Origin of the sequence: Streptomyces sp. NPDC005866 (genome assembly GCF_040629895.1) — a bacterium.
Classification (GTDB): Bacteria; Actinomycetota; Actinomycetes; order Streptomycetales; family Streptomycetaceae; genus Streptomyces.
This window is the reverse complement of sequence record NZ_JBEXWP010000034.1, coordinates 15,052-34,403: the sequence shown is the minus strand read 5'-3', so window position 1 is coordinate 34,403 and position 19,352 is coordinate 15,052. Positions and strand designations below refer to the sequence as shown.

The 19,352-nt window shown below is 70.0% G+C and carries 20 protein-coding genes; 2 read left to right on the top strand and 18 right to left on the bottom strand.

Annotation, left to right across the window (positions count from 1 at the left end):
* Position 1: 1 nt before the first annotated feature.
* The 13 genes from ABZ396_RS36055 to ABZ396_RS35995 all read right to left on the bottom strand — a co-directional run bounded on the left by ABZ396_RS36055 (position 2) and on the right by ABZ396_RS35995 (position 8,684).
* Positions 2 to 373 (bottom strand): YraN family protein, encoded by a 372-nt coding sequence (locus ABZ396_RS36055; protein ID WP_358921400.1) that lies wholly within the window; start codon positions 371 to 373, stop codon positions 2 to 4.
* Between the two features lie 156 nt (positions 374 to 529).
* Positions 530 to 838, bottom strand: coding sequence for a DUF2469 domain-containing protein (locus ABZ396_RS36050; protein ID WP_003965949.1), 309 nt, complete (start codon positions 836 to 838; stop codon positions 530 to 532).
* A 56-nt stretch (positions 839 to 894) separates the two neighbouring features.
* Positions 895 to 1,410: an NUDIX domain-containing protein gene (locus ABZ396_RS36045; RefSeq protein ID WP_358921398.1), complete on the bottom strand. Its 516-nt coding sequence runs from the start codon at positions 1,408 to 1,410 to the stop codon at positions 895 to 897.
* Positions 1,400 to 2,185, bottom strand: coding sequence for a signal peptidase I (gene lepB, locus ABZ396_RS36040; RefSeq protein WP_358921396.1), 786 nt, complete (start codon positions 2,183 to 2,185; stop codon positions 1,400 to 1,402). Before lepB (ABZ396_RS36040) ends, ABZ396_RS36045 begins: the two co-directional genes overlap by 11 nt.
* Positions 2,186 to 2,276: 91 nt before the next feature.
* Complete coding sequence (gene lepB, locus ABZ396_RS36035) at positions 2,277 to 3,302, bottom strand: signal peptidase I (protein WP_358921394.1); 1,026 nt, start codon at positions 3,300 to 3,302, stop codon at positions 2,277 to 2,279.
* On the bottom strand, positions 3,193 to 4,281 hold the full coding sequence (lepB, locus tag ABZ396_RS36030) for a signal peptidase I (protein WP_358921392.1): 1,089 nt from the start codon (positions 4,279 to 4,281) through the stop codon (positions 3,193 to 3,195). The genes lepB (ABZ396_RS36035) and lepB (ABZ396_RS36030) overlap by 110 nt, the downstream gene beginning before the upstream one ends.
* Complete coding sequence (gene lepB, locus ABZ396_RS36025; RefSeq protein WP_358921390.1) at positions 4,274 to 4,969, bottom strand: signal peptidase I; 696 nt, start codon at positions 4,967 to 4,969, stop codon at positions 4,274 to 4,276. The genes lepB (ABZ396_RS36030) and lepB (ABZ396_RS36025) overlap by 8 nt, the downstream gene beginning before the upstream one ends.
* Positions 4,970 to 5,051: 82 nt before the next feature.
* Positions 5,052 to 5,402 carry a 50S ribosomal protein L19 gene (gene rplS / locus ABZ396_RS36020; RefSeq protein ID WP_358921388.1) on the bottom strand — a complete coding sequence of 117 codons (351 nt, stop codon included), beginning with the start codon at positions 5,400 to 5,402 and terminating at the stop codon, positions 5,052 to 5,054.
* A 140-nt stretch (positions 5,403 to 5,542) separates the two neighbouring features.
* Positions 5,543 to 6,376, bottom strand: a complete 834-nt coding sequence (gene trmD / locus ABZ396_RS36015) for a tRNA (guanosine(37)-N1)-methyltransferase TrmD (protein ID WP_358921386.1) — start codon at positions 6,374 to 6,376, stop codon at positions 5,543 to 5,545.
* 3 nt (positions 6,377 to 6,379) lie between these two features.
* On the bottom strand, positions 6,380 to 6,922 hold the full coding sequence (gene rimM, locus ABZ396_RS36010; protein WP_358921384.1) for a ribosome maturation factor RimM: 543 nt from the start codon (positions 6,920 to 6,922) through the stop codon (positions 6,380 to 6,382).
* 189 nt (positions 6,923 to 7,111) lie between these two features.
* Positions 7,112 to 7,351, bottom strand: coding sequence for an RNA-binding protein (locus tag ABZ396_RS36005; protein WP_003973401.1), 240 nt, complete (start codon positions 7,349 to 7,351; stop codon positions 7,112 to 7,114).
* A gap of 5 nt (positions 7,352 to 7,356) precedes the next feature.
* Positions 7,357 to 7,776, bottom strand: a complete 420-nt coding sequence (gene rpsP / locus ABZ396_RS36000; protein WP_358921382.1) for a 30S ribosomal protein S16 — start codon at positions 7,774 to 7,776, stop codon at positions 7,357 to 7,359.
* Between the two features lie 305 nt (positions 7,777 to 8,081).
* A complete protein-coding gene (locus ABZ396_RS35995) occupies positions 8,082 to 8,684 on the bottom strand; it encodes a hypothetical protein (protein WP_358921381.1) in 603 nt (200 codons plus the stop codon).
* A 586-nt stretch (positions 8,685 to 9,270) separates the two neighbouring features.
* Between ABZ396_RS35995 and ABZ396_RS35990 the strand changes: the two genes are divergently transcribed.
* Positions 9,271 to 10,131, top strand: a complete 861-nt coding sequence (locus tag ABZ396_RS35990) for an SAM-dependent methyltransferase (protein WP_358921379.1) — start codon at positions 9,271 to 9,273, stop codon at positions 10,129 to 10,131.
* A gap of 392 nt (positions 10,132 to 10,523) precedes the next feature.
* Here the strand turns inward: ABZ396_RS35990 and ffh are convergent, their stop codons facing one another.
* The 5 genes from ffh to ABZ396_RS35965 all read right to left on the bottom strand — a co-directional run bounded on the left by ffh (position 10,524) and on the right by ABZ396_RS35965 (position 18,151).
* Positions 10,524 to 12,074 carry a signal recognition particle protein gene (ffh, locus tag ABZ396_RS35985; RefSeq protein WP_358921377.1) on the bottom strand — a complete coding sequence of 517 codons (1,551 nt, stop codon included), beginning with the start codon at positions 12,072 to 12,074 and terminating at the stop codon, positions 10,524 to 10,526.
* 93 nt (positions 12,075 to 12,167) lie between these two features.
* Positions 12,168 to 14,621 (bottom strand): [protein-PII] uridylyltransferase, encoded by a 2,454-nt coding sequence (locus tag ABZ396_RS35980; RefSeq protein WP_358921375.1) that lies wholly within the window; start codon positions 14,619 to 14,621, stop codon positions 12,168 to 12,170.
* Positions 14,622 to 14,656: 35 nt separating this feature from the next.
* Positions 14,657 to 14,995 carry a P-II family nitrogen regulator gene (locus tag ABZ396_RS35975; protein WP_093498850.1) on the bottom strand — a complete coding sequence of 113 codons (339 nt, stop codon included), beginning with the start codon at positions 14,993 to 14,995 and terminating at the stop codon, positions 14,657 to 14,659.
* Complete coding sequence (locus tag ABZ396_RS35970) at positions 14,992 to 16,329, bottom strand: ammonium transporter (protein ID WP_358921373.1); 1,338 nt, start codon at positions 16,327 to 16,329, stop codon at positions 14,992 to 14,994. The genes ABZ396_RS35975 and ABZ396_RS35970 overlap by 4 nt, the downstream gene beginning before the upstream one ends.
* Positions 16,330 to 16,666: 337 nt before the next feature.
* Positions 16,667 to 18,151: a hypothetical protein gene (locus ABZ396_RS35965; RefSeq protein WP_358921372.1), complete on the bottom strand. Its 1,485-nt coding sequence runs from the start codon at positions 18,149 to 18,151 to the stop codon at positions 16,667 to 16,669.
* 457 nt (positions 18,152 to 18,608) lie between these two features.
* Between ABZ396_RS35965 and ABZ396_RS35960 the strand changes: the two genes are divergently transcribed.
* Positions 18,609 to 19,265 carry a bifunctional DNA primase/polymerase gene (locus ABZ396_RS35960; protein WP_358921370.1) on the top strand — a complete coding sequence of 219 codons (657 nt, stop codon included), beginning with the start codon at positions 18,609 to 18,611 and terminating at the stop codon, positions 19,263 to 19,265.
* The last annotated feature ends 87 nt before the right edge of the window (positions 19,266 to 19,352 follow it).

The window sequence follows — 19,352 nt, the reverse complement described above, 5'->3', positions numbered from 1 at the left end:
CTCAGGCCACCCCCCGCGCATGCTCGACCACGGGCGCCCCGCGCTGCGGCAGGAGCACGCCGATCACGTCGATGCGGACGCCGCCCGGCGGCGCCCCCCCGTGTGCGTGGATCCAGTGTTCGGCGAGGCCGCGCAGGCGCTCCGCCTTCTCGGGGGTCACCCCGGCCATGGGGTGTTCGAAGGGACTCGCCCGCCGGGTCTTGACCTCGCAGACGACCAGGACGTCCCCGTCCCGCGCCACGATGTCGATCTCGCCCGACCTGCCGCAGCGCCAGTTGCGCTCCAGGACCGTCAGACCGGCCTCGGCCAGCCGCCGCGCGGCCAGCGTCTCGCCGTACTTGCCGAGTGCACTGCGTGCCAGATTCGTGTTCATGTCGGCACCACCTCCGGCGCCAACCGTCACGCATCCCCCACCCAGAAGTGGATCTTGGTGAGTTACTCAGCGGTTGTGGACAACTCCGTCACCCACACGAGAGATCACGCATGAGAGATCACGCATGAGCGATCATGAACCAGTCCCATCAGGCCTTCAGCCGCCCGGAAGCTCCAGATCACTCTTGTTCAGCTCCTCGATATTCACGTCCTTGAACGTGAGAACGCGGACCTGTTTCACGAAGCGGGCCGGACGGTACATGTCCCAGACCCAGGCGTCCGCCATGGACACCTCGAAGAACACCTCACCCTGGACCGAGTGCACCTGCATCTCGTAGTCGTTGGTGAGGTAGAAGCGCCGCTCGGTCTCGATCACGTATTTGAACAGACCGACGACATCTCGGTACTCCCGGTAGAGCTTCAGCTCCATCTCGGTCTCGTACTTTTCGAGGTCCTCGGCGCTCATGGCATGTTCCCCTTCAGCCGTGCGATCCCACCATTGTGCGCCAGTCCCGCGCGCCCCTAGACGATTTCCGTGTCAAGGGTGACGGGCCTGACGGGGGGACCTTCGTCGAGCAGCCTACGGAACAGCTCGGCGAGTCTGGTCGGATACACCGTCTCATGTGCCCGGGTCAGTTCCTGGCACGTCCACCAACGTGCTCCTGCGACACTGCGCCGCTCCAGCTCGGTCAGGGCTCTGGCCTCGGGCGTCACCTCAAACGTATGCGCCGTCCGGGCCAGGTAGTACCACTCGTCCTGGTTCCAGCGGCGGCCGGCGAACGGGAAGGAGCACATCCGCCGCCAGAGCACCGGGCCGAGTTCGACGTCCGTGATGCCGGTCTCCTCAGCGAGTTCCCGCAGCGCGGCCTGCTCACGGGTCTCGTCGCCCTCCAGTCCGCCGCCGGGCGTGAACCACCAGTCGTCGGCAGGGTCGTCCGGCTCATGGCCGTGCAGGAGCAGGAGGCGGTCGTCGGGGTCGAGCAGGACCACCCGGGCCACCTTGCGCAAGGCGCCCTCCGACAGCGCCTCAGCGGGCACCGGCGGGCTCCGTACGGCCGCTGGTGCGGGATCGGCCCAGCAGGCCGGCGATCGGGCCGTACGCGGCGCCGCCGAGGACCAGCACAGCACCGCCCACGATCATGAACTCGATGATGCGCAGCGGGCCGGGCTGGGAGAGGGTGCCGAGCGTCTCGAAGCCGGTGGGGCGCTTGAGCAGGCCCTTCATGGGCCAGATGAGGGCGTCCACACGGGCGCTCACGGCGCTGCGGGCGACCGTGCCCTTCGCCGCGTCCGTGAGGTGGGCGGTGGAGTCCAGGGAGCCCAGGCGTTCGTCACCGAGGAGGAAGAGCCGGCCCTTGGGCACGGTGACGGTCGGGAAGCCCTGGAGTTCGGCCGCGCTGCCCGCTGGCAGATACGGCTCGTCGATCTGCTTGCCGTTGACGGTCAGCTTGCCGTTCGTGCAGCAGGCGACCGTGTCCCCGCCGACCGCGACCACGCGCTTGACGACGTCGGCGTTGGTGACCCAGTTCTTGTCCTGGAAGACGACGACGTCACCCCGGCGTACCTCGCTGCCGTCGATGCGCTGGCCGAGGACCCGGTCCCCGGCGTCGATCGTCGGTGTCATCGAACCGGTGGGCACGGTGTACGGCCGGTAGGCCACCGCTCCCCAGGCGAACCCGCCGAGGAACAGCACGATGCCCAGGGCGACGGCGATCCCTGACAGGCGATTTCCGATTGTGCTGCCGGCCTGCGCCGTGCCGGTGCTGCTGCCTCCGCTGCGCGGGGCCGTACGTATCGTGCTGTCGCCACCCATGAGGCCGCACCCTACCCGGCGGTACCGGGCAGGGGCAGCCCTTCTTCCCCGCCCCTGGCCACAAGCTCCCCAAGGGTTTCACACGGGCAGATCAGCGCTTGCCCGCGGCCGACCGCTTCTCGAACTTCGACTCGATCCGGTCGCCCCGCCGGCGGCGCCACACCGCGATCGGCAGGACGGCCGCGACGGCCACGCCCTCCGGGGCCACCGAGAGGGAGGCCGCAGCGGACGACTGCGTGTTGATACCGCTCTGGTCGAAGGTGTCCGGGACGGGCAGGGTGCCCCAGCGGTTGATCGGCCAGGCCTTGACGATGGCGCGGCCGACGACATCCTTGACCGGGACCATGCCGTGATGCTTGTCGGACTGGTTGTAGCGCGAGTCGCGGGAGTTCTGGCGGTGGTCGCCCATCACCCAGATGTAGCCCTGGGCCACCTTCACCGTGAACTGGCCGCCCTGGTCGTCGACGCTGCACGGGGTGTTGCCCGGGTACACATAGGGCTCGTTCAGCGCATGGCCGTTGACCATGAGCGGGCCGCTGCCCTTGCAGGACACGGTGTCGCCGCCGACACCGATGACCCGCTTGATGAGGTCCTTCTCCTCGGCGGACGGCATCAGGCCGATCCAGCTGAGGAAGGTCTGGATCGCGTTCGGCTGGGCCACGGGCTCGCCGGCCAGCCAGTTGTCCGGGTCGTGGAAGACGACTACCTCGCCCCGGTCCGGCTTGGAGCCGAACCACGGGGTGAGCTTGTCGACCAGGACGCGGTCACCCTGCTGGAGGGTGTTCTGCATCGAGTCCGACGGGATCGAGAACGCCTGCACCAGGAACGTCTTGATCAGCAGCGCCAGCACCAGCGCGATACCGATCAGGATCGGCAGCTCCTTCCAGAAGGAGCGGGGCTTCTTCGGCGCGGGCGCGGCCGAGTCGCCCGCGCCGCCGTCCGCGTCCCCGCCTCCGCCGCCGGGGTACGGACCGTCCGCCGGACCACTGTCCCCGGCCGGACCACCGTCATTTCCGGAGGTAGAACCACCGTTTACGGGGGGGACATTCTCCACGGGGCGCCCGCTGTGCTCCTCGCCGTCGTGTCCCGACCGTGCGCCAACCGCCACATCCCCCACGCCAACTCCTTACTCCGTGCCGCCGCCCGCGCCATCCCCGGCGCAGACCCACCACTCCCATAACGAGCGGGAGTTCCGCAGGGCTCGGGAGTTGGACGTATCCGTTCGGATCGTCGGAGGCAACCCTATGCGACAGCTGGGGAGCCGCGGTCGACCCCGACACCGAGTTCGCAACGCTTGCGAAGGTTTTAGGTTCGCCCAGCGAGGCCCAGTGCCCGAACGGCCAGCCGATCCACTTGGCCCGGCCCACCACCAGGCTCACGGGGACCGTGCCGCCGTAGTCGGTGTCCTGGTGTGCTCGGGAGTCGGCCGAGTTTCCCCGGTGGTCGCCCATCACCCACAGCCGCCCCTGCGGGACGGTGATGTCGAACTCGGTGGTGGATGGGGCGTTCCCGGGATAGAGGTAGTCGCCCTCGGTCAGCGGTACGCCGTTCACGGTGACCCGGCCCTGCGTGTCGCAGCACTTGACGTGGTCGCCGCCGACGCCGATCACCCGCTTGATGAGGTCCTTCTCGTTGGCGGAGGGCAGCAGGCCGATGAAGGTGAGCCCTTCCTTGAGCTGTTTGACGACGATCGGGTCGTTCGTCTGGGTGGTCTGTTCGTCCGCGAGCCAGCCGCCCGGGTCGTGGAAGACGACGACGTCCCCGCGGTGCGGCTTGGAACCGAACCACGGGGTGAACTTGTCGACCAGGACGCGGTCGCCGATCCGGATCGTCTGCTCCATCGAACCCGAGGGGATCACGAAGGCCTGGACGAGGAACGTCTTCAGCACGAGAGCTATCAGGACGGCCACACCGACCAGCAGCGGTATCTCCCGCACCGCGCCGCGCCGGCGCTTGCGCTTGACCTTGCGCTGCAGCTTGCGCCGCTCCGCGCGGGAACGGCCGCCGGCCGGGCTGGCGGCGCGCCGGGCCCCGGTGGGCAGCAGATTGGCGGCGGCGTCGCTGGGCACGCCGCGCGGTTTGCCGCGGTTACCCATGGGCCGCTCCCGCCGCCGGCACGCGCGCGTAGGCGGCGGGACGGATGAGCCGGGTCCAGTGGGCGTACGGCCAGACGATCCAGTCGGTCCGGCCGATCACATCCTTCACGGGGATCATGCCGCCACCGGGCGAGCCCAGATGGTCGCGGGAGTCGCTGGAGTCGCTGCGGTGGTCACCGAGGACGAAGAGCCTGCCGTCGGGGACCTCGACGTCGAAGGGCACGGTGGACGGAGTGTCCCCGGGATACAGGAACGCGGTCTCGTCGACCGACCGGCCGTTCACCTCGATCCTCCCCTCCTTGTCGCAGCAGACCACATGGTCTCCTCCCACACCGACGACACGCTTGATGTAGTCGGCGTCCCCGAAATACCCGGTGCCGTCGAACACGACGACATCGCCCCGGCGCGGCTCGGCACCGAAACGGTACGCCAACTTATTTACGAGAACGCGGTCCCCGATCCTCAATCCCTGTTCCATGGATCCGCTGGGAATCTGGAACGGTTGCGCCACGAGAGCGTTGAGGACGAGCAAAAACGCCAGGCAGGCGAAGAGGGTCAGGGTGACCCGGCCGCCCGGCAGCCAGTCGGTGACCCGCGCCAGCAACGCGAAACGCGACCGGTCCTCCGCGGCCTCCGGTTCGGGGCGGGAGGAGCGGTCGCGCTCCGTCGGCTGTGCTTCGGTGTCCATCGGGGCCAGATGTTATCCGGCCCCGCTGAGACACCTTCTTACCGGCACGTTCGCCTTCGGCTCAGGCGCCGGCAAGGCGAGATCAGCTGTCGCGCTTCTCCTTGATCTTCGCGGCCTTACCGCGCAGGTCGCGCAGGTAGTACAGCTTGGCGCGACGCACGTCACCGCGGGTGACGAGCTCGATCTTCTCGACGATCGGGGTGTGCACCGGGAAGGTGCGCTCGACGCCGACGGAGAAGGAGACCTTGCGGACCGTGAAGGTCTCGCGGACACCGCTGCCCTGGCGGCGGATCACAACGCCCTTGAACTGCTGCACACGGGAGCGGTTGCCCTCGATGACGCGGACGTGGACGTTGACGGTGTCACCCGGGCGGAAGGCCGGGACGTCGCTGCGCAGCGACGCGGAGTCGACGGTGTCGAGCAGGTGAGACATTTCGTCTGCTTTCTTCGCTGATGCCACAGGTCATCAACGGGAACTAGATGGTGATCGGAAACAGGCCGTGAGGTCGGGGCGGGCGTCGTCTCCCCCTGTGGCAGGGGCGCACACCGGACGGTTCACAGCACAACAGCCGCTCATTCTTCCACGCCCTGGCCCCGGCGCCAAAATCGGCCGCGGGGCTCCCCCTCCGGGTCCGGTTCCCAGCCCAGGATGGAGAGAATCTCGCGGTCCTTCTTGTCGAACGCCTTGGGGTCGCAGCGTTCGATCAGGTCGGGCCGGTGCGCGGCCGTACGCTTCAGGGCCTCGTCGCGGCGCCAGCGGGCGATCTTCCCGTGGTGGCCGCTGAGCAGCACGTCCGGGATGTCGCGCCCCCGCCATTCCGGCGGCTTGGTGTAGACGGGCCCTTCCAGGAGGTTCGCCATCGCGCCGGGTGCGAAGGAGTCGTCCCGGTGCGACTCGGCGTTGCCGAGGACGCCGGGCAGCAGTCTGGCCACGGCCTCGGTGACGACGAGTACGGCGGCCTCGCCGCCGGCGAGCACGTAGTCGCCGATGGACACCTCGTAGACAGGCATCCGGGTGGCGTACTCGTCGATGACGCGCCGGTCGATGCCCTCGTAGCGGGCCGGTGTGAAGATCAGCCAGGGCCGCTCGGAGAGCTCGACCGCGAGTTCCTGGGTGAAGGGGCGTCCGCTCGGGGTCGGCACGATGAGCGCGGGCGTGTGCGAGCCGGTGTCGTAGCCGTCGGCGAGGACGGAGTCGAGGGCGTCGCCCCAGGGCTCGGTCTTCATGACCATGCCGGGTCCGCCGCCGTACGGGGTGTCGTCGACCGTGTTGTGCCGGTCGTACGTCCATGTCCGCAGATCGTGCACCCGCACATCGAGCTGCCCACGCGCGCGTGCCTTGCCGACGAGCGAGACGTTCAGTGGTTCCAGGTACTCGGGGAAGATCGTGACGACGTCAAGGCGCATCTCTTACGACTCTTCCCGCGAGGAGGCGATCTCGGCCCGGTCGTCGATCAGGCCCGGCGGAGGCGCGATGACCGCCTTCTGCTGCTCCAGGTCGATCTCGGTGACGATCTCCTCGACGAACGGGATCATCACCTCGCTGCCGTCGGGGCGCTCGACGATGAACAGGTCCTGGGAGGGCAGGTGCGAGATCTCGGTGATCCGGCCGACCTCGGTGCCGTCCTCGGTGACCACGTCCAGGTCGATGAGCTGATGGTCGTAGTACTCGTCCGGGTCCTCGGGCACCTCGTCCGGGTCGATCTCGGCGATCAGGAGGGTGTTGCGGAGGGCCTCGGCGCCGGTGCGGTCCTTGACGCCCTCGAAACGCAGGAGCAGGCGGCCGCTGTGCACACGGCCCGTCTCGATGGTGAGCGGTCCCACGCCCTCGGGATCGGTGGCGAGTACGGCGCCGGGTGCGAGCCTGAGCTCCGGCTCGTCGGTACGTACCTCGACGGTGACCTCGCCCTTGATGCCGTGGGCGCGGCCGATCCGTGCGACTACCAGCTGCACTGTGCTTGCTCTCCTGTCATACGACCCATACAACCCGCCATACGACTGCGGGCCGGGGACGGCCCAGTGGCCCTCCCCGGCCCTGGGGCCGGCCCGGCGGATCCTGTCGCAGACGCGGGGTCTGGCAAGCAACCGCCGATTTCTGCGACCTGATCCGCCGGACCGGCCCCCGCCGGTTGCGATGAAGCGTCAGCGGACGTGGTCCACGTCGACGAGGTCGACGCGGACACCGCGGCCGCCGATGGCGCCCACGACGGTGCGCAGGGCGCGGGCGGTACGGCCGTTGCGGCCGATCACCTTGCCGAGGTCGTCGGGGTGCACCCGGACCTCCAGCACGCGCCCGCGGCGCAGGTTGCGCGAGGCGACCTGCACATCGTCGGGGTTGTCGACGATGCCCTTCACGAGGTGCTCAAGCGCCTCTTCGAGCATGCTGCTCAGGCCTCGGTCGACTCGGACTCAGCCGCGGCCTCGTCCTTCTTCTCAGCCTTCTTCTTCTGGGTGATCGCCTCACCCTTGCCCTCGTCGTCACCGCCGAGCGCCTCGAACGAGGGACGGGCGGCCTTCGGCTCGGCGACGAGCAGCGGCGCCGGGGCGGGCTCGCCCTTGAACTTCTGCCAGTCGCCGGTCTTCTTCAGGATGGCGAGCACGGGCTCGGTCGGCTGGGCGCCGACGCCGAGCCAGTACGCCACGCGATCGGCGTCCACCTCCATGACCGACGGGTTGTAGGTCGGGTGGTACTTGCCGATCTCCTCGATCGCACGGCCGTCACGGCGCGTGCGGGAGTCGGCGACGACGATGCGGTAGTGAGGCGAACGGATCTTGCCCAGACGCTTCAGCTTGATCTTGACTGCCACGGGAGTGGGTTCTCCTGAATTTGACGTGTTTGGGCACGGCGAGTCTGCCGCGTGGGGTTGCGGTACCCGAGTGCCCGATGGACGCGTCAGCCGGAGGAGAGAGGGGTCCTGTGCGGCTGTCGAGTACAGCTAGCCATTGTGCCACACCCTGCGGGTCGCTTTTGGCCGACGGTGAGGTGAGGGGCGCCTGGGCATGCCGGAGGCGCACCCGGCGCGGAGGTGAGCTGCGTCGGGTGCGCTTGCCCGCAGGGGGACGAGGGCGTGGCGACAAGCAATGGCTACGGCTGCCACGAGCAGCCGTGTGCTCAGCTCGCCGCCGCTCCCACGACCTCCGGAATGCGGAACGGCTTGCCGCAGCCGCCGCACACGATGGGGGCCTGGGCCAGGACCGACGGGACCACCCGGACGTTGCGGCCGCAGTCGCACACCGCCTTGACGCGGACGCCGCCGCCGGACGAACCATGGCGGGCGGCCGGGCCGCGGAAGGTGCGGGAGGTGTCGGCGGAGGTCGCCACCGTGTGGGCCTTGAGAGCGCGCTGCAGCCTCTCGATGGTCGGGCGGTAGCGGCGCTTGGCCTCGGGGTTGAGCGTGACCAGCGAGAAGCCGCTGCTGGGGTGCGGCTCGTCGGGGTGGTCCAGGCCCAGCTCCTCGGCGATCGCGAGGAATCTGCGGTTGTGGTAGCGGCCGGCCCGGGAGGTGTCGCGCACTCCACGGGACGCGGCGATGCCATGGACTGCCTCATGGAGCAGGCGTTCGAAGGAGAGCTCGTGTCCGCACGCGGACGACGACTCTCCGATCAGGGACTCTGGCGCGGCAAGGTCGGGCAGCTCGGGGTGGTACCGCTGAATGTCGGCCCACGCCTCTGCCAGCTCTGCGGCGAGAACAGGTGGTGTCTGTGTCGTGCTCACGTAATGAGAACGAGCGGGAGGGCCACTGTGTTCCTATTCCGGGGCATCCCAAATAATTTGCACGTACCCGTCAGTTGCCGCTGATGCGTGGAGACGAGTACGGGTGCGCTGATCTGCGGAGAAGCCTCACAGCTCATACCAAGCCGGTGCGTAGTCTGACGTACGACCCGACGCGTACCCGGCGTACGGACCCGGGACGACTGTGGTCGGCGGATACGCAAGAGCCCTTTCGGTCGCTCTCGTGGCGGAGGACGCCACCTCGGTCAGCGCTCGCGGCGACCCCGACGTTACCCGGATCCCGTCGTCATCCGGCACCGGCCCGTCTCCGGCGACCAGGCACCGAACGCTCACCGTTCCGGGTGACCATGGCCAGAACCGCCGTGTCGTGGGTCCGATGGTAGAGCCACAAGTTGCGGGGATGTGAAATCTCGCCACAGTCACAGCCCACACACAAGCGGTGACCCCCGACCTCTGGACGGCACCGCGAGCCGGGAGTTACCTGGCATACGTGGGAAGTGCGAGGGCACGACACGGGGGCCACGGAATCGGTCAGTGCGTAACTCTCGGCGGATTGGGGCGCTTACCTATGACACCTACGCTCGTGCGGCATCACCCGTCTCACGCGGACTCCGCACCCCGCGTGAACCTGGGCGCACGCGCGCGTGACTGGTCAGAGATCCAGGAGCGGATGCTGGTTCCGCTCTACGAGACCGTCCACGAGCGACTTCAGGTGGGTCTGACCACCCGGCTCCTTGGCCTGCGCTGCGGTTCCGGTCTCGCCCTGCTGATGGCGGCGGCCAGAGGGGCCGCGGTGACCGGTGTCGACTCCTCCCCCGGACGTCTGGCCCTCGCCCGTGAGCGCCTGCTGCCCGAGCCGGCCGCCGGGGCACGCACGCGTGACCGCGCCGCGCGGATCGTCGAGGGCACACCGGCGGACGCGGCGGACGCGCAGGCACCGGCGTACAACCTGATCACCGCCTTCGACCCGATCGGCTGCCTGGCGGGCGACGCCGAAGGACTCGGTGAGCTGCTCGCCGAGGCGACGCCCTTGGCGGAGCGCGGGGCGGCGGTGGTGCTGGCCGGCTGGGGTCCGCCGGAGCGCTGCGCGACCTCGTCCGTCCTGCGGGTGGCCGCGAAATTGGCCGATCCTTTGCGCAGCAGGGGCAGTTGGCGCCCGGCGTGCCGCGACGACCTGGAAGAGGCCGCCCAACGGGCGGGGCTGCGGATCGACGGCTCCGGGCGGGTCTCCTGCCCGTTCGGGTACGCCGACGCGGACAGCGCCGTACGCGGGCTGCTGTCGACCGGGCTGTTCGACGCGGCGGTCGCGGCGACCGACCAGGAGCAGGTCGGCAAGGAGCTGACCGAGGCGCTCCACCCGCACCAGCGCCAGGACGGCACGGTGTGGATGCCGAACGTCTTCCGCTACCTGGTCGCCCGCGTGCGCTGAGAAGCGGCCCGGCGGGAGCGGCCGACGGGTCCTGGACCTCGTCCAGGTCCTTGCTCAGCCGCGTGATCCCGGCGATCCGGTACGCGTCCGCCTCCTCGAGCGTCGCGCGCTCCAGCAGTGCCTGGGCCGGCGCGTCCAACGGGCCGCGGTGGTCGCGGAGTTTGCGGCACGCCGCCTCGTAGCATTCGTCGACGATCCGGCGCGACCAGAGCGGTCATGACCAACCGCCACCAGCCCCCGCGCATCCTCGGCCCGCCGGGCGGCGGCTTCGGCGGCCCCCTGGGGCGCCCTCGGTGCGCCAGGGCCGGTCGGGCGACTTGCGCGGCGGCGCGGGGTTGGTCATAGCGGGACGGTACGACCCGGACCAACCCCCGGCACGCGCACGGGTGAACTCAGCCCATGAACTTCTTGAACTCGTCCGGCAGCTCGAAGTCCTGACCGCCCTGCTGCGGCAGCCCGAGGGCGCCTCCGCCCTGTGCGGCGGCCTCGCGGCGCTGGGCCTCCTCCAGCTCCTGCTGCTTGCGCTTCATCGGGTTGCCGGAGCGCTGCTTGCCCTTGGCCTTCTTCGGCTGCTTCTTGGCACGGCCGGGGCCGCCGCCCATGCCCGGGATCCCCGGCATGCCCGGCATACCGCCGCCCTGGGCCATGCGGGACATCATCTTGCGGGCCTCGAAGAACCGCTCGACCAGGTTCTTGACGGCGCTGACCTCGACGCCGGAGCCCTTGGCGATACGGGCGCGGCGCGAGCCGTTGATGATCGTGGGCTCCTGGCGCTCGGCCGGCGTCATCGACTTGATGATCGCGGCCGTGCGGTCGACGTCCCGCTCGTCCAGGTTGTTGATCTGGTCCTTCATCTGGCCCATGCCTGGCAGCATCCCGAGCAGCTTGGAGATGGAGCCCATCTTCCTGACCTGCTCCATCTGGGCCAGGAAGTCGTCCAGGGTGAAGTCCTGGCCCTTCTTGGACGCCAGCTTGGAGGCCATTTTCTCGGCCTCTTCCTGGCTGAACGTCTTCTCCGCCTGCTCGATCAGGGTGAGCAGGTCACCCATGTCGAGGATGCGGGAGGCCATCCGGTCCGGGTGGAAGGCGTCGAAGTCCTCGAGCTTCTCGCCGTTCGACGCGAACATGATCGGCTTGCCGGTGACCTGGCGGACGGAGAGCGCGGCACCACCGCGGGCGTCACCGTCGAGCTTGGAGAGGACGACACCGTCGAAGCCGACGCCGTCGCGGAAGGCCTCGGCGGTGGTGACGGCGTCCTGACCGATCATGGCGTCGACGACGAAGAGGATCTCGTCGGGGCTGACCGCGTCCCGGATGTCGGCGGCCTGCTGCATCAGCTCCTGGTCGATGCCGAGGCGGCCGGCGGTGTCCACGATCACGATGTCGTGGACCTTCTGCTTGGCGAAGTCGATGGAGTCCTTGGCGACCTTGACCGGGTCACCGACGCCGTTGCCCGGCTCGGGCGCGTAGACGGCGACTGCGGCGCGCTCGGCGACGACGCTCAGCTGGTTGACGGCGTTGGGGCGCTGGAGGTCGGCGGCGACAAGCAGCGGGGAGTGGCCCTGCTCCTTGAGCCAGTGGCCGAGCTTGCCCGCGAGGGTCGTCTTACCGGCACCCTGAAGACCGGCCAGCATGATCACGGTCGGCGGCTGCTTGGCGAAGCGCAGCCGGCGCGTCTCGCCGCCGAGGATCGTGACCAGCTCGTCGTTGACGATCTTCAGGACCTGCTGGGCCGGGTTCAGGGCCCTGGAGACCTCGGACCCGAGCGCCCGCTCCTTGATGTTCTTGATGAACGTGCGGACGACCGGAAGGGCCACGTCGGCTTCGAGCAGCGCGATGCGGATCTCCCGGGCCGTGGCGTCGATGTCCGCTTCGCTCAGACGCCCTTTGCCGCGCAGATTCTTGAAGGTCGCTGAAAGGCGATCGGAGAGAGTGTCGAACACGGCGGCGTCGGTCCTCGGAGTCGGGGGCAGTGAGCGTCTTCCAGGGTATCCGGCCGCGCAAGGAAGTCGTCCCCGCCTTGCACGACCCAGCGGTCAGGCCCTCAGCGTCTCCTCCAGTTTGCGCGCCACGGAGGTCGCCTCCTCCGCGGGCAGCGGGGAGTGGTCGCTGCCGGTCACGTAGAAGGCGTCGACGGCGTTCGACCCGAGCGTGCTGACATGCGCACTTCGCACGCGTACCCCGGCGTCCTCCAGTGCCCGCCCGATCCGGAACAGCAGCCCGGGGGCGTCCTGGGCCCGTACCTCGATCACCGTGGCGTGCCGGGAGGCCGCCGAGGCCACCGTCACGCGGGGCGGCGGGGCCACCCAGCCCCGGCGCCTCGGGTAGGCCGCGTCCCGCTCGGCGAGGCGTCCGGCGATGTCGAGGGAGCCGTCCAGGGCGCGGACCAGGTCCGCACGGAGGCGGGCCGCCTGGGGCAGGGAGCCGTACTCGGCGGCGACGCGCCAGTCCAGGAGCAGGACGGTGCCGTCGTCGACGTCGTGGGGGAGCCGGAGGGAGCGCAGCTCGGCGGTGCGGACGGTGAGGCGGTGCATGGCCAGGACGCCCGAGACGGCCGGGAGGACGCCCGGCTGGTCCGGTACGGCGATGAGGAGCTCCACGCCCAGCGGCTCGGGGCCGCCGGCCGGTTCCTCGTCCGTCGCCGGTTCGGTCTGGGCGCTCAGGGCCAGGACAGGGCCGCCGGTGCGGAAGGCCTCGATGGACAGCCGCTCCTGCTCGGCCGTGGGCGCGCCCGGCTCGGGCTCGTCGGTGGCGTCCCCGGCGAGGACCGCCGCGACCCGCTTGACCAGGTCGGCGACGAGCGAGCCGCGCCAGGACGACCAGGCGGCCGGGCCGGTGGCCATCGCGTCGGCCTCGGTGAGGGCGTGCAGCAGCTCCAGGGTGCCCTGGCTGCCGACCGCCTCGGCGACCAGGCGGACCGTGGCCGGGTCATCCAGGTCGCGCCGGGTGGCGGTCTCGATGAGCAGCAGGTGGTGTCGTACGAGCGTCGGCAGGACGGCCACGTCCGCGCGGTCGAAGCCGATCCTGGCCGCGACGTCCTTGGCGATGATCTCGCCGGCCACCGAGTGGTCGCCGGGCCAGCCTTTGCCGATGTCGTGCAGCAGCGCGGCGACCAGCAGCAGGTCGGGGCGGTGGACGCGGCGGGTGAACTCGGAGGCGCGGACGGCGGTCTCGATGAGGTGGCGGTCCACGGTCCAGATGTGCACGGCGTTGCGCTGCGGTCGGCAGCGCACCCGCTCCCAGTCCGGAAGCAGCCGGCTGATCAGCCCCTCCGCCTCCAGCGCCTCCCAGACGTCGACCGTGGGCCGACCGGAACCGAGGAGCGTGACCAGCTGCTCTCGCGCCTCGGCGGGCCAGGGCGTGGGCAGGGGGCGCGCGGTGGCGGCCATGCGCCGCACGGCGTGCAGGGAGAGCGGGAGACCGGCCTGCGCGGCGGCGGCCGCGGCGCGCAGCGGGAGCACGGGGTCGCGTTCGGGGCGCGCGGCGCGGGCGAGCACCACCTCGCCGTCCTGCTCCACCACCCCTTCGGCCAGCGGGGAGCGCTCGGCGACCGGTTTGCCGCCGCCCAGCATGGCGCGCAGGCGTGGCCGCACGGCGCGCGAGCGCAGCACGCGCCCCACTTCACGCCAGGTGACATCACTGGCGTACGCGATGACGCGGGCGGACTCGTAGACCTGGCGCAGCAGGGTGTCGGCGTCGAGGAGGTCCAGTTCGGCCGCCACCTGGTCCTGCTCCTGGAGCGCGAGGCGATCGGTCGCGCGCCCTGTCGTGAGGTGCAGGGCGTCACGGACGTCGAGCAGGCGCCGGCGGGCGTCGGCGAGCCCCTCGCGCGGGGCGTCGGCCAGCCAGGAGGCGGCGACGGCACGCAGCGCGGTGGCGTCCCTCAGCCCACCGCGGGCCTCCTTCAGGTCCGGCTCCAGGAGGTACTGCAGCTCGCCCTGGCGTTCGGCGCGCTCGGCGCAGAGCTCCTGGAGTTCGGGGAGGCGTTTGGGCGCCTGGTTGCGCCAGTCCGCGAGGATCGCGGTGCGCAGTCCGGAGGTCAGGCCCAGGTCGCCGGCGATATGGCGGGCGTCGAGCAGGCCCAGCTGGACCTTGAGGTCCTCGCCGGCGGTCTTGCGGGCCTCGGCGGGCGTGCGCACGGAGTGGTCGAGGGCCAGGCCCAGGTCCCAGACGGGGTACCAGAGCCGGTCGGCGACGGCGGCCACCGCGCCGGAGTCGCCGCCGTCGTGCAGCAGCAGGAGGTCGAGGTCGCTGCGCGGGGAGAGCTCGCCGCGGCCGTAGCCGCCGACGGCGACCAGGGAGACGCCACCGGTGACGCCCTCGGTGGCCGCGGCGAACAGGCCGGTCAGCCAGCCGTCCGTGAGTTCGGCGAGGGCGGTACGGCGCGACGGCCCGGACCGCGCCCCCTCGGTGAGGAGGCGCAGCCGGGCCGCCGCGTAGCCGCTGGGTCCCGTGTCCTCTGCGTCGTTCCGAACATCCGTACCGGTCACCCAGCGACTCCTGCCTGTATTCAGATGGTTCTGTTCTACAGCGCGTCCGGTCCGCGCTCGCCCGTGCGGACCCGTACGGCGGTCTCGACCGGGAGTGACCAGACCTTGCCGTCACCGATTTTGCCGGTGCGGGCCGCCTTGACGATGACGTCGATCAGTTGCTCGGCGTCCTCGTCCTCGGCCAGCACCTCGATGCGGATCTTGGGCACCAGGTCTACCGTGTACTCCGCACCACGGTAGACCTCGGTGTGGCCACGCTGCCGACCGTAGCCGCTGGCCTCGGTGACCGTGAGACCGTGGACGCCGAAGGCCTGCAGGGCCTCCTTGATCTCGTCGAGCCGGTGGGGCTTCACGACGGCGGTGATGAGCTTCATGCGTCCACCTTCTTGCTCGTGCCGGCCAGGGCCGCGGCGGAGACGGTGCCGACGACACCGCCGCCCGCACCGCTGAAGTCGTATGCAGTCTCGGCGTGCTCGGCCTGGTCGATGCCGGAGACCTCGACGTCCTCGGGAACCCGCATACCGATGGTCTTGTCGAGGAGGAAGGCGAGGACCGCGGAGGCGATCAGGGAGTAGGCGAGGACCGCGCCGACACCTGCGAACTGCTTCCACAGCTGGGTGAAGGAGTGGTCGCCGTAGAAGACGCCGGTCGCGGTGGACTGGCCCTTGCCGGTGGCGAAGAAGCCGATGAGCAGGGAGCCGATGATGCCGCCGACCATGTGGACGCCGACGACGTCCAGGGAGTCGTCGTAGCCGAACCTGAACTTCAGTCCGACGGCAGCAGCGCAGGCGACACCGGCGATGGCGCCGACGGCGATCGCGCCGAGCGGGGAGATCGCGCCACCTGACGGGGTGATCGCGACCAGGCCGGCGACGGCGCCGGAGGCGGCGCCCAGCGTGGTGAACGCGCCGTGGCGGATCTTCTCGTAGGCGAGCCAGGCCAGCATGGCGGCGGAGGTGGCGACCTGCGTGTTGACGAACATCAGCGCGCCGACGCCGTCGTCGTTGCCGAGCCACGAGCCGGCGTTGAAGCCGAACCAGCCGAACCACAGCAGACCGGCGCCCAGCATGACCAGCGGAAGGCTGTGCGGGCGCATCGGGTCCTTCTTGAAGCCGACGCGCTTGCCGATGACCAGGATCACACCGAGGGCGCCGGCACCGGCGTTGATGTGGACCGCGGTACCACCGGCGAAGTCGATCACACCGAGCTTGTAGGCCCAGCCATCGGCGCCCCACACCCAGTGGGCGACCGGGACGTAGACGACCGTGAGCCACAGCGCGACGAAGAGCGCCCAGGCCGAGAACTTGACGCGGTCGGCGAGGGCACCGCTTATCAGGGCCGGCGTGATGATCGCGAACATCAGCTGGAAGACCATGAAGACGAAGATCGGGATCGTATAGCCGTCCCAGAGTTCCGTCAGCCCGATGTTGCTGAGACCCAGCCAGTCGGAGTTGAAGCCGATGAAGCCGTTGCTGGAGCCGAAGGCAAGGGAGAAGCCGTAGAGAACCCACAGGATGGTGACGATCCCGATGCTGATGAAGCTCATCATCAGCATGTTCAGGGTGCTCTTGACGCGGACCATGCCCCCGTAGAAGAAGGCGAGGCCCGGCGTCATGAGCAGCACCAGGGCGGAACAGATGAGCATGAAGCCTGTGTTCGCGGCAGACAGCTTGGGTGCCTCCGCGGCAAGCATGATGGCTGGTGCCATCGGCGTCTCCTCGTCGATTGGTACGGCCCTGCGTGCGGGCGATGCCTGAGAGCGGTCCGGTCAAGCGGGGGGGCGGGCCGGTTATGCGCCACGAGATTGGCGCAGCGCGGTTTCGGTCGTTGCCCCTCGTTGTTTCGCCGGAGTGACGAAGGCGCCTGGCGTGTTACGCGTCGATGAACTACAGGATGTCCGGCCGCGGGATCGTTATCGTGACGCAACCATCTCGCGGAGCCAAGGAACCGGCCGCGGGCGGCCTTCCGATGACCTGGCGTGGGGGAGCCGAGTCGGGCGGTTCGGGAGGGCCGGCCGCGGCCGGGGTCTGGGAAGCGACCGGGGTTCAGACCGCCTCGGCGGTCTCCGGCAGATCGACGGCGAGCTGTTCGGTGAGGTCGACGACCGCGGCGAGGTCGCCGTAGTCACGGACGGCGGAGTCCACCGTCTTTCGAATACGAGTGTTCACGCGCTCCGAGCGCACCTTCTTGGCGATGCCCATGGCCTCGCGGGCGAGGACCGTGCTCTGCTCGGGCTCGTTGCGCAGCAGGTGCACGGTGGCCATGCCGATGACGTTCAGTGCGTACGACCGCTGGTGCTCGGCGTCCTTGGCGAACAGCTCCACGGCCCGCTGCATCAGCGGCTCGGCCAGGGAGGCGTAGGTGGGGCTGCGGCCGGCTACATAGGCGAGGTCGCGGAAGGAGTGGCTGTTCTCGCCGTAGAGCTCGGCCTCGGAGAAGAACCGGATCCAGTCGGGGTCCGGCTCGTCCCACTCGTCGGCCTCGGCGAAGGTGTCCTCGGCCATGCGGACCGCCCGCTTGCACTTTCCGGGCCGGCCCATGTTGGCGTAGGCGCGGGCCTCCATCGCATACAGCATCGACTGGGTGCGCGGGCTCGCGCAGTCCCGGCTGCCGTACTGGGCGAGGTGGATCAGCTCCAGGGCGTCGTCGGGCCGGCCGAGGTGGATCATCTGGCGGCTCATGCTGGACAGGACGTACGACCCCAGCGGCTTGTCACCGGCCTCCTTGGCCGCGTGCAGGGCGAGCACGAAGTACTTCTGGGCGGTGGGCTGGAGCCCGACGTCGTACGACATCCAGCCGGCCAGTTCCGCGAGTTCGGCGGCGACCTGGAAGAGCTTGCGGGTGGTGGCCTCGGGCTGGGGTTCCTGGAGGAGGTCGGTGACCTCGTGCAGCTGGCCGACGACCGCCTTGCGCCGCAGGCCGCCGCCGCACTGGGCATCCCACTGGCGGAACATGACCGTGGTGGTCTCCAGGAGCTCCAGCTCGGGCTTGGAGAGGCGGCCGGGGCGGCGGGAGTCGGCAACCGGCTCGGGGGCCGGCTGCGGCGCGGTGGGCGAGGGGACGAGCCAGCGCTGCATGGGCTCGATCAGGGACGGGCCCGCCGACAGGATCAGCGAGGTTCCGAGGAAGCCGCGCCGCGCCAGCATCAGGTCGCTGCGTGAGAACTCGCTGAGCAGGGCCACCGTCTGCGGGCCCGTCCAGGGCAGGTCGACGCCGGTCGCCGAGGGTGACTGGCGGGCGGCCCGCAGACCGAGGTCCTCGACCGAGACGACACAGCCGAAGCGCTCGGAGAACAGCTCGGAGAGGATCCTCGGGATCGGTTCGCGCGGATTCTCCCCGTCGAGCCAGCGACGCACCCTCGATGTGTCCGTCGAGATGTGGTTGGCTCCCAACTGGCGTGCCCTGCGGTTCACTTGCCGCGCCAGCTCGCCCTTGGACCAGCCGCTGCGCACGAACCAGGAGTTGAGCAGCTCATTGGGGCGCTTGTCCGTGCTGGTCACGGTCGTCCCGCTTCCGCCGTTGCCGCCCACTGGAACGCCCCCATCCCTGAGACCACTTGATGCCGGATGCGCCAAGCCCTATCAGAATGCCGGTAAATACGGCCGCCTGTCCGCCAGTTCTCACCCTTCGAACGGGATGTCGAGTTGCCTCCGGCATACCCACGGGTGCATGTGCCCCCAGGCTTTGTGCACTCAAAGTAATCCTACGATCACTGCTCCAGCCATGGCGATCCCGGAAACGCCACCATTCGCCACCCCTTCGAATGAACTCACGATGGCCTTGGCGCGATTCACTTGACATAGGACGGCCGGGAGTGGGCGGAGCGATGCACTCGGGGGCGCGCAGCCCCGGATGCACCACCGGTGGCGCTTCCAGGCGCTGTCTTGACCTTGCGGGCGCGAGGGAAGGCGGAGCCGTAGCGTCACGTTCCGTTTCCGTCTCGTTCCGTGTCGTAACCACCGGCGCGCCGGACCCGTTGGAGGGGGCATGGGCTTCACGATCGGCGGCATTCGCGAGATCCGCTCCGGCACGCGCCGGCGCGGTCGTTCATCGGATTGCACTGACGTCGCCGAGTTCACCGGCCTGTGGGGCTGGGACGTGGTGCCGGGTGCCCGGGCCGCGGCCGGCGCATGTTCCTGCGGGCACGCCGACTGTCCCGCGCCGGGAGCGCACCCGCTGGACTTCGCGCCCCAGGTGCCCGCCGGGGCCACGCTCGACGAAGTCACCAAGACCTGGGGGGAGTTCCCGGGCTCGGCCGTGATGCTGCCGGTCGGCCACGCGTTCGACGTCATCGAGGTCGCCGAGTCCGCCGGGCGCCGCGCCCTGGTCCGCCTGGAGCGCATGGGCCTGCCGCTCGGCCCGGTCACCGCCACCCCGGAGGGCCGCACCCACTTCTTCGTCGCCCCCGGCGCCGCCGCCGAACTTCCCGAACTCCTCTACCGCATGGGCTGGGACGACCCGACCTCTTTGGACCTGCGCGGCCTCGGCTCGGGCACGTACATCACCGCGCCGCCCTCCGACCGGGGCGGACTGGGCCCGGTGCGCTGGCTGCGGCCACCGGCCCTGGACTCGGCCACGAAGCCGCCGGCGGCCCGGCTGCTGCTGGGGACGCTGGCCTACGTGGCACACCGGTCACGGGCGTAGCCACCGAGGCTCGAAAGCCGAAGCGCCCGACCCAACTGCACCTTGGGGCGGGCGCTTCTCATGAACGCGGGTAGTAAGTTTACTGGC

Coding starts and splice junctions, on each gene's coding strand:
- lepB (WP_358921392.1), bottom strand. CDS start 4,281: ATGGGTAACCGCGGCAAACCGCGCGGCGTGCCCAGCGACGCCGCCGCC.
- rplS (WP_358921388.1), bottom strand. CDS start 5,402: ATGTCTCACCTGCTCGACACCGTCGACTCCGCGTCGCTGCGCAGCGAC.
- ABZ396_RS36050 (WP_003965949.1), bottom strand. CDS start 838: ATGAGCGCCGAGGACCTCGAAAAGTACGAGACCGAGATGGAGCTGAAG.
- ABZ396_RS36055 (WP_358921400.1), bottom strand. CDS start 373: ATGAACACGAATCTGGCACGCAGTGCACTCGGCAAGTACGGCGAGACG.
- trmD (WP_358921386.1), bottom strand. CDS start 6,376: ATGCGCCTTGACGTCGTCACGATCTTCCCCGAGTACCTGGAACCACTG.
- lepB (WP_358921390.1), bottom strand. CDS start 4,969: ATGGACACCGAAGCACAGCCGACGGAGCGCGACCGCTCCTCCCGCCCC.
- ABZ396_RS36005 (WP_003973401.1), bottom strand. CDS start 7,351: ATGCTCGAAGAGGCGCTTGAGCACCTCGTGAAGGGCATCGTCGACAAC.
- ABZ396_RS35960 (WP_358921370.1), top strand. CDS start 18,609: ATGGGCTTCACGATCGGCGGCATTCGCGAGATCCGCTCCGGCACGCGC.
- ABZ396_RS35975 (WP_093498850.1), bottom strand. CDS start 14,995: ATGAAGCTCATCACCGCCGTCGTGAAGCCCCACCGGCTCGACGAGATC.
- ABZ396_RS35970 (WP_358921373.1), bottom strand. CDS start 16,329: ATGGCACCAGCCATCATGCTTGCCGCGGAGGCACCCAAGCTGTCTGCC.
- lepB (WP_358921396.1), bottom strand. CDS start 2,185: ATGGGTGGCGACAGCACGATACGTACGGCCCCGCGCAGCGGAGGCAGC.
- ABZ396_RS35990 (WP_358921379.1), top strand. CDS start 9,271: ATGACACCTACGCTCGTGCGGCATCACCCGTCTCACGCGGACTCCGCA.